Genomic DNA, 8,629 nt, shown 5'->3' with positions numbered 1-8,629 from the left:
AAACGATCTCCAAACAGAGGCCGTCAGTCTCGTCCCTCACACATGCAAACGTAAGGTGGGTCCAGAACACCGCTTACCCTTGAGTTCGAGGTCGCGCATCTTCCTGGCGTGCAGGGCCGGACGAGCCCAGAGATAGCTCCCGCCCTTGCGCAATAGATGCCAGATCAGCACCGCCAGCTTGCGGGCCGTTGCCACGGCCGCCACGTGCTGACCGCGCCGGCTGCGCACCCGCAGGAAGAACGCCCGCAGGGGACCAGGGGCTCGTGCCGCAGCCCAGGCGACCTCGACCAGCATGCCCCGGGCGTGTCCCCGACCCTGCTTGGTGATCCGGCCGTGGTAGGCAGGCCCCGGACCGGACTGGCGCACGCTCGGGTTCAAACCCAGGTAGCTGACCAGCTTCTGTGGTGCCTCAAAACGTTGGATATCGCCAATGGCTGCCGCCAGCGCGAGGGCAACCACCATGTCGACGCCCGGGATGGTCATCAAGCGCGCGACGCTCTCGTCCGCCAGAGCGGAGCGCGCGAGGTCGCGCTCGATTACTTGGAGATCGTCGCCCAGCCGGTCGAACTCCCGCAGATGCCGCTCAACCGCATACCGCTCATCGTCCGGCAGGACCTGTTCTGACAGCCAAGACCGCCCCTTAGGCCCACACAGATCCTGATGCGGGCAGGCCGGGATCAGATGGGCGTGCAGGATCGACTGGATGATGTTCTTGAGCCGCGAGCGCTGGCGCACAATCTGATTGCGGCGCGTCACCTGACGGCGCAACGCCTGGGTCGGCTCGTCAGGAATCCAGACCTCCGGCAGGAAGCCGCTGGCATAGAGCTGCGCCAGCACACCGGCATCGATGGTGTCGGTCTTGATCTTGGCATGAGCGATCACCCGCACCTGCATGGGATTGCCAATCACCACCCGCTTCACATGCGGGCTGATCACGGCAGCGACCGAGGCTGCGTTGCCAGTCGCCTCCACAACCACACTATCATCCTGATGCAATGTCGCGGCGAAGGCTTCTAGGCGATCACGTCGCATGTCGATGCGGCCGAGCCGCTTGAGTTTGCCATCCTGCCAAAGCACGGCCTCAGCAAAGGCGCGGTGGATATCCAGTCCGATGATGCGCATGTCTGCTCCCTCCGAGCTGTGCTCGTTGTCAACGGGAGCTGGCGGGCTGCACGACATCTACTGATCCGCGCTCGCAGCGCATCCGGGCAAGTCGCAAGGGGCGGCCATGTAACGAGTTCGGGCTCTCAGCCCAATGTCTGTCGACGGCCTGCCCGCACTTTCGTGCTCCCGGTGCCCCGTGTCCCAGATGGGCTCACCATAACACTGTTCTCCTATGGAGAGCAGCCGGACGAGAAGGCACCGCAGATTTCATACCCGATAATGGTCTCGTGGAGCGCTTCAACGGCCGGGTGCAGCGCGAGGTGCCGGGGATTACGATCTATAGCCATCGGGATCTCGAGACCCTGCTCAAGGGCTTCAACCAAGCCTACAACAGGAGACGTCAGCGCGTGCTCAAGGGAGCATCACCCGAGCAGGTCGTGCAACGGCGCCTGGCTGCCGAGCCGAAGCTGGCCAACGGGCGCTTCAAGCCACCCGTTCCCAGAGCACTTCCCCAGGCCCTCCAGGTCGTCGCTCATGCCAAGGAGGTCTCGCATCCAGACAGTCGAGCGCTTGTACGAGATCATCGGCAATCCGACCATTGCGGATGCTATCCTGGATCGCCTCGTCCACAATGCTTACCGGTTTGAACTCTCCGGCGAGAGCCTGCGCAAGCAGCGTTCCCCGGCCGCCGCATCATCGTCCGATTGACGACCGGACCATCCCAATCCACCATCTCCCATGACCCAGGATTAGACCAGGAGAGTGTCCGGCTTCAGATCGGAACACTGACCGGAATGAAATCGGAACAGGTGTCCGGCTTCACCTTCGAATAAGCGTCCGGCTTCATCGGAATCCGCACGCTGGCATAAAGGCAATCATCCATGTCGGGGCTCCCGGATCGTGAAACAGCCCATACTCGCCGCAGCGGCCCAGCACGAAATCTATTCTGAATCAGAGATTTACATCGAGCAATAGATTTGCTCACCAGCCTCTTAGCTGGCCATGAGTATCGTGGCACATACAGCCTAAGAATTAGCTTCCCCTGATGTTGGGGAAACAGGCTTTAGCGGAAAGCAGAATTTCCTTGTGGTACAGCAAAACAGTGAAGGTGTAGCTCACCGTCGCCGTCAGGGCGCGGCCGCAGGGCTCTTGGGCCGGTGTAAACTCCGGTGCTGCGCCAGTACCAAGGTAGTAACTTGCGGGGCTTGGGCAGACATCCTGCAATGCTACACAGCGGACTGACTTGTGAACAGCATAGTGCAGGCTCGCCTGTGTGAAAACTAGAAGTCCGCCCTGGAAGATGCCTAGCAAAAGCGTCAGGAATGCAGGCGCCAACATGGCCATTTCGAGCGCCGCGGCCCCTTTTTCGTCTTTTAGAAAGCATTGAATCCGAGACGTCATCTTATTGCAGCCGCATGTAACTGGTCGTCGAGATCGAAGTACCAAATATTCTGGCCGCTGTCAGATCACCAAATATCGGATTGAATGAGTAGCCGACCTGGACTTGCAGGTAATCCCCCGGGACGACTCCGGGCAGGCATTGAGCCGGAGGCTTAGTTACGTCCACAACCGCGTGCAGGGCACCGGCTGAGTCGGAGCAATAATATCCTTCAGTCACTGTTACATGTTCGCTAGTAACGCCCTTTACGATGGCGCCAATTATGTTAACGACTGCTGCCTTCGCTGCCGCCTGATCTTTATAGCACTTCGGCACAATGGGAAGTTTCATAGGGTCACATTGCTTCCAAATTCCATGCGCACCCATTTGCGTCGCGTTCTCGACTTGGCTTCGAACATAGATGTAGCGACCGAGATCGACGCCGTTGAGGATCAAAAAGACAAGAGTTCCTGCGGCCAGCGCAAATTCAATCGCGGTTGCTCCACGCTGATCGAACCAAAAGCGACCACGCAGAGAGTGCTCCGCTTTGGTGGAGCGCTGAAGGGGACAGCCGACGAGACGCATGACAGATGCTTTAGCCAACAAGTCGGCCACGTTCTTTTGAAGGCAGGTCAATGAGGCCAGTACACTGGGCGCTGTCTGAGAAAAATCCGCCGCCGTCAACCTTAAGACTTCCGACCATCATCATGAGACAGGGAGCGGGGACAACGTCTTTGTTAACTGCTCCGTTTAGTGTCAGGTGCGCGTTCGGGAAATAGAACAACCCTTTTACGTTCATTTCTTGCTGGCTACCTGACAACGTAAAGTCTACTCTCTGTGCATCAGGGTGCTGGTACAGAGCCACACCTTTCCAGTCGCCGCTAGTTGGTGCAGTGATATCGAGCGTACCTTTACCTTCGACATAGCCGTTTACGCCCGTGAATATGATCGTCAGTGCAGAACCGGTCAGTTTATGACTGTTAAGATTGAGCCGTCCGCTTTTGATTACAATGACCGTAGGGGCCGTAATGGTAACATCTTTGTTCAACGTTACATCGCCACAATAAGTTATCCCAGCGGCGGCAGGCGGTGCATCTAGGTTGTTACTAGAGGCGCAGGGTTGAATTGGTGTGTTGTCCGCTAGTTTGGCAAATGAGTCCCCGATCGCTTGGGAAGGTGTCCTATGGGCGACTTCCCCACATCCGCTGCTATCTCCAGTAGGCGAGTCTGCATACGCTGCGAACCCTCGCGCCGTGCCGTTGCAGACCATGCTCTCGTTCGACATAACCCCACAGCCCGCCAAGTCAGCCTTGGGAGCACCGTTGACGTCAAAGTCAACTTTCACATCAGCTTGACCAAGGGAAACAACACAATATTTGCGTGATGTGTTGACCCGCGCTGCAACAGCAGTCGAAACGAGCTGGGTTTTGGGTACCAACTTACCACCCTCTGGCACTGTGGCATTGCCCCCGTATCCAACCAAGGGTGAGAGAAGGAGAGGAACGAAGCTGGTAATAACTACTTTATAGCACTCGGAGTATACGACGCCTGCAGAAGCAGCCGGGCAGGTCACGGCATTCTGGACCTCGACAGAGACGTGCCCCTGCCCGTGGACAAGGCCGTACTTTGTGGCGACTCCACGTGCCTCTACTTGGTAACTGGCAGAGCCAGCGGAAGCCGCCGCAACGGCCGCGCTATCCGCGGCGCTCTGCATTGTCTGCTGCCGATAGTACCAAACGCCTATCTCGGTGCCGAGCCCCATCGCCCCTAAGAGCGCTGGCATTGCAAGTGCCGTTGCAATAGCGACGTTGCCTCTGCTGTCGTGCCAAAAGGCTAGCGTGCCAGCGAAGGAGGGTTGAGTCCCGCCAGTTCGCAACGAATTGGTGATTAAGGCTATAGATCGGGCACGGTTTGCCCATCGAGCGAGAAGACGGATAATCAAGGTACAGCCTCGGAGGATAGCAGTCCGTACATGATGCAATATGCCATTGGTTCAGGAAAAGAACCATTCAGACAGATAGTCTAGTCCCAAGCTTCCCTAGACCTATGGCAGCGATTGATACTGCGGTCCCGCAATGCGCAGTCGGCGACCGAGGCAACCTCATGCCCAACACATCTTCCCACTTTGACTTGCGCAACTGGTTGACCGATCAGCATGCCATAGCAGCATCACGACTCCGGTAGAGTGGATGTCTGATGCTGCACTGCGAAGTACAACATTGCAGCCTCGGTGGTTCACCTGCTATGAGGCTGCCAACCGTCCAGCCGCGATGAACTTCCGTACGGCGCGAGCTTCGACACAGACCCTCCCCAGTATGAGCGGTACGTTGCCTGCGGTGAGGCAAGCCTGCTCAAGTGCTGTACAGAGTTCGGCCAACTCTATGAAGCCCAAGAGAGCTGCCTGGGGGGTGAGCGCATGAGCATCTCTAGCGATTTGTCGCGGGTCGACCGCGGAGATTTGATCTCGCGCAAAGGTGTTTCCTAGTTGCTCAGTGAATCTCTGGATCCACTGTTCCGCGCGTTCTGAGCCAATCGTCCCCCTAAGCTCGTGGAGAGCCTGCTGCTGGAAGACGGCCCTCAGCGGGTGGCTCTCACCGCTTGAGGCACTACAATTGTCGGCAGGAAGCCATCGGCGCAACTTTCTTATCAGATCATCCCGTTTAACTGGTTTGCCAATGTGGTCGTTCATACCGGCTTCAAGGAATTCTCTCACCTGTTGCGGTAAGACGTTCGCGGTCATCGCGATAATCGGGACTTTGCTCATCGGGTGATCGAGTTCGCGAATAATCCTTGTGGCTGTTATTCCGTCCAAACTGGGCATCTGGATGTCCATAAGGACGAGATCGTAGTGGCTCGATTGAACTGCTGCGACTACCTCGACCCCATTCGAGACACTCTCAAGTTTATGACCGGCCGCTCGAAGAAGGACTTCGATCAACTCTCTGTTCATATCAACGTCTTCAGCCACAAGAATGCGAGCCGGATGTGCGGCGACCGGAATTTTGGTTAATATGTCGTGGGACTGCAGCTCATCCGCCCTTGGGAGCGTCAGCTCAATCCAGAATTTTGCCCCCCTTCCCTGCTCACTTTCCACTCCAATGGCTCCCCCCATGAGTTCAACAAGGCGTTTGGAGATGGCGAGTCCCAAACCCGTTCCTCCGAACTCACGTCGAATAGACGGATCTCCCTGAGAAAAACGCTTGAACAACCGCTCATGTTGCTCAGGTGCAATGCCAATGCCTGTGTCGATGATCCAGATGCGGACACGTTCTCCCGCTTCTATATGTCCCTTGTGCTCAACGACCGCTCTGATATGCCCCGCGTGGGTAAACTTGACGGCGTTGTTTAGGAGGTTAAGCAGAATTTGACGGAGGCGTGCCTCATCTCCCACTACCGTTTTTGGAAGGCGTGGATCGAACTCAGCTTTTATGGGAATTCCCTTCTTGCCCGCGCCACTGCTCACTATAGAAACCGTGTTGTCGACAAGAGATATCAACGAGAAAGGCGCCTGCAGAAGGCGAACCTGACCTGCCTCAATGCTTGAGAGATCAAGGATATCGTTCGCCACCGTCAGCAATGCCGAAGCAGACACCTGAATCAGTTCGCTGTAGCGTCGCTGCTTCGAGTCCTTAATCTCGTCGAGCAGACATTCCGTGTAGCCGATGATTCCGTTTAGGGGAGTTCGGATCTCATGGCTCATAGAAGCCAGAAAGTCCGTTTTGGCTTTACTGGCGACGTTTGCCAATTCCGATGCTTTCTCGGCCACATTTTTCGCGTTTAGCAACTCACGCTCGCGGTCCGCGACGGCTTTCGCCATACGGCCAAACGCTCGCTCTAGGATCCGGACTTCACCAAAGCCTTTGTAAGGCGATTGGACGCTGAAATCACCGCGCTTTAGTGCTTCGACGACTTCAGCAAGGTTGCGCAACGGTCGAAGAATTAGCCACTCGACGCCTAGCAGGCCAAGCACTAGGGATCCGGTTACAATGAGAGAAATCAGAACAACCCGATAGCGGAGCGCTTTATCGGTAGGCGCAAGAACGGAAGTTCTGCTGAAGCCGACAGCCAGAGTCGCGTTGAGCTGTGGCAAAGTCCGAGAGGCAATTAAGCGGGGTGTTCCGAAGACCTCGGCGGGTCCCGCGGTCTCCCGGGCTCCCACCGATATTTCCTGGCCAGCGGGTGTGTTGAGAAATCTTGTGCTGTTAAGGCTGTCAACAGGTGGATGGTGGCCTAGAAGGGCGCCGTTACGATCCACAACAAACATACTGATGCCAAGATCAGGGCTCAAATAACCTGATGAGCTATTGCGAAAGACTGCGGAATCTATGTCAGCTGATAGTATTCCGACAAAAATCTGGCCTTCAAAAACCGGCGCAGCGGCTGTTATACCGAGCGCCTGGCTCTCTGGATCAATCCAAAGCTCACTGATGACGAACGCCTCTCCGTCCATACTATTCTTGAACAAAGTCTGCTTGATGGTTTCAGTGTGATCCGCAAAGCGGCGAGCGCTGCATAAATCGCTGCCGTCCGGGTTGGACAAGCGCAGAGATCTGATCCACTGGTTCATCTCGACTGAGTGCTGAAGAAGCTTGCTACAGCTCGGTGATCGGAATCGGATTTCTTCTGCAAAGATTAGATACTTCAGCACATCCTGTGCCTGCTGGACGAGTTGGTTGTGATCGTCAACGATGTTGGCAGCTATGATCTCAGCCTTCTCGCTGGCAGCTTTTAATGCCTGCTTGCGGTCATCACTGGCGAACTGCAGGAGCGCGGCACTTAAAGGAGCCAGTGCAACAACGCCGATGAGAAGAAAACGCCACAATAGGCTGTTGCGGGACAGCCGCGATAGAGGCGCAATTTCGCGCATCTCCTTCACCTATGGACACCAACAGAGCCGCCGCATGCGTCGATCTAAACCTCTTGCATAAGAGGTCGCTGACGGTCGGTGTAAGGCCGTGCTCCCGCTACCGCAGCGGCTGCACGGTTATTGACGCCGAAGTAACGGAAGATCGCTGCCATGTGAATTTTTATCGTGCCCTCCCCCAGTTTGAGCGCCAGCGCGATTTCTTTGTTCGTCTTGCCTTGTACCAGTAGTTCGAGCACTTCCTGCTGCCGTGGCGTTAGAGGATTGACCATGCCGGATGGTTCCAACGGGTCTGCTGCAAATTGTTCCTCGGAGTATGACTCAGACGTTGAGGGTATATCCGCCAATGAAGCCGGAACGAATATGCTCCCGTCAAAAACCGTTCGCAGAGCAGCAGTCAACTCTGTGATACTCAGATTTTTGGGCATATAGCCATGCACGCCTGCCTCAAGGGCAAGGAGAATGTCGCGACGGGCGTTTGAGGCTGATATGACTGCAATACGCGTTTTAGGGAAGCACTCGCGTACGGCCCTTAAGTTCGTCGGCGCTCGCATCCCAGGCATGGAGAGATCGAACAGAGCCGTGGAGATATCTGGATTAGTGGCTAAGCATTCCACGGCTTCATCAAGTGAGGCTGCCTCTATAATCTCCGTGAAGCCGAACTGCCGATTGAGGATCGCTCCTACGGCCATCCTAAAATACGGATCGTCATCCGCTATAAGACCAATACGGCCCAGCGTAGTCATGGATCTTTGCCCCTAACAAGAATTCAGCCCGATCTTCTATTTCGGATCTTGATTTCAATACAGAGCCGAGCTCCGCCCCAACTTGTAGCACGCGAAATGGAGCTTTGTAACAGTTCTGTCGAGATGAGCATAAAGCATAGTTTCTTGGATCAGTATACTAAAAATGCTGCGTGACGGGCTTAAATTCAGAGCAAAGTAAACTACGGGATGCTTCTTCTCCGAGCGCGAGCTGAGATGTCTCCAGCTACGGCGGCATCGCGTGGCGGAGCAATGATTCTGGCTTGCAGTAGCGCTTGATGTACTGAACTGGACCAAACGGGCTCCCGTTGAAGATCCACGGCCAACAAAGCACGAAATTTTAACCCTCTGCAGAAATAATATACTAAAACATAATCAGGGTCATGGCCGTTTCTTATGAACGGTTCAGGCTGCACGCCTGTCCCTGCCGGAAGGCGGGGAGCGCCAACAGCCATCACGGATCGACTTGGAAGGCTTCGAGTTGGGGTGGGCTGCCATCGGTGACGAAGGCTCCCTCAT

At 55.9% G+C, this 8,629-nt stretch carries 5 protein-coding genes and 4 pseudogenes; 2 read left to right on the top strand and 7 right to left on the bottom strand.

Annotation, left to right across the window (positions count from 1 at the left end):
• Positions 1 to 78: 78 nt before the first annotated feature.
• Positions 79 to 1,122: pseudogene (locus tag JKG68_RS29745) on the bottom strand (IS110 family RNA-guided transposase); the annotation flags it as partial.
• 260 nt (positions 1,123 to 1,382) lie between these two features.
• Here JKG68_RS29745 and JKG68_RS35190 point away from each other — a divergent pair.
• Both JKG68_RS35190 and JKG68_RS29740 read left to right on the top strand, forming a co-directional pair.
• Positions 1,383 to 1,667 (top strand): annotated as a pseudogene (locus JKG68_RS35190) (IS481 family transposase); the annotation flags it as partial.
• A 13-nt stretch (positions 1,668 to 1,680) separates the two neighbouring features.
• A pseudogene (locus tag JKG68_RS29740) lies at positions 1,681 to 1,812 on the top strand (ATP-binding protein); the annotation flags it as partial.
• Between the two features lie 324 nt (positions 1,813 to 2,136).
• On the opposite strand, the gene JKG68_RS29735 reads toward JKG68_RS29740, so the two are convergent.
• The 6 genes and pseudogenes from JKG68_RS29735 to JKG68_RS29715 form a co-directional block, all read right to left on the bottom strand.
• Entirely contained in the window at positions 2,137 to 2,505 is a 369-nt protein-coding gene (locus tag JKG68_RS29735; protein WP_202065757.1) for a TadE/TadG family type IV pilus assembly protein, read from the bottom strand.
• Between the two features lies 1 nt (position 2,506).
• Complete coding sequence (locus JKG68_RS29730) at positions 2,507 to 3,097, bottom strand: TadE/TadG family type IV pilus assembly protein (protein WP_202065756.1); 591 nt, start codon at positions 3,095 to 3,097, stop codon at positions 2,507 to 2,509.
• Complete coding sequence (locus JKG68_RS33995) at positions 3,078 to 3,920, bottom strand: hypothetical protein (RefSeq protein WP_246516046.1); 843 nt, start codon at positions 3,918 to 3,920, stop codon at positions 3,078 to 3,080. Before JKG68_RS33995 ends, JKG68_RS29730 begins: the two co-directional genes overlap by 20 nt.
• Positions 3,921 to 4,163: 243 nt before the next feature.
• Positions 4,164 to 4,358: pseudogene (locus JKG68_RS35010) on the bottom strand (pilus assembly protein TadG-related protein); the annotation flags it as partial.
• Positions 4,359 to 4,724: 366 nt separating this feature from the next.
• Complete coding sequence (locus tag JKG68_RS29720; RefSeq protein WP_202065754.1) at positions 4,725 to 7,349, bottom strand: ATP-binding protein; 2,625 nt, start codon at positions 7,347 to 7,349, stop codon at positions 4,725 to 4,727.
• Positions 7,350 to 7,393: 44 nt separating this feature from the next.
• Positions 7,394 to 8,092 carry a LuxR C-terminal-related transcriptional regulator gene (locus tag JKG68_RS29715; protein WP_202065752.1) on the bottom strand — a complete coding sequence of 233 codons (699 nt, stop codon included), beginning with the start codon at positions 8,090 to 8,092 and terminating at the stop codon, positions 7,394 to 7,396.
• Positions 8,093 to 8,629: the final 537 nt, after the last annotated feature.

The sequence above is a fragment of the Microvirga aerilata genome (genome assembly GCF_016743775.1).
Lineage (GTDB): Bacteria > Pseudomonadota > Alphaproteobacteria > Rhizobiales > Beijerinckiaceae > Microvirga > Microvirga aerilata.
Note: the sequence above shows the minus strand (reverse complement) of the source record. Positions and strands in the feature narration are given on the sequence as shown.